The sequence below is a fragment of the Nocardioides sp. genome (assembly GCF_024509035.1).
Lineage (GTDB): Bacteria > Actinomycetota > Actinomycetes > Propionibacteriales > Nocardioidaceae > Nocardioides.
Window position 1 is genome coordinate 860 of sequence record NZ_JANINT010000336.1, and the last position, 213, is coordinate 1,072.

Here is a 213-nt window from a genome sequence, read left to right on the forward strand (position 1 = left end):
ACCTGGCTGCGCGAGATCTCCGCGGTCGCCGCGTCCTCCATCAGGTTGAAGATGCCGACGGCACCCGAGCCGCGCAGCCACGACTCGAGGTAGCGCAACCCGACGGCGACGTTGTTGCGCAGGCCCTGCTCGGTCGCGTCGCCCGGCGTGTCCCGCACGTTCAGCAGGTCCTCCGCGGTGACGTGCACGTCCTCGCGCAGCCGGTCGCGCTGG

At 71.8% G+C, this 213-nt stretch carries 1 pseudogene; it reads right to left on the reverse strand.

The window, feature by feature from the left end:
• Positions 1-213: pseudogene (locus tag Q0L15_RS20715) on the reverse strand (malate synthase A); the annotation flags it as partial.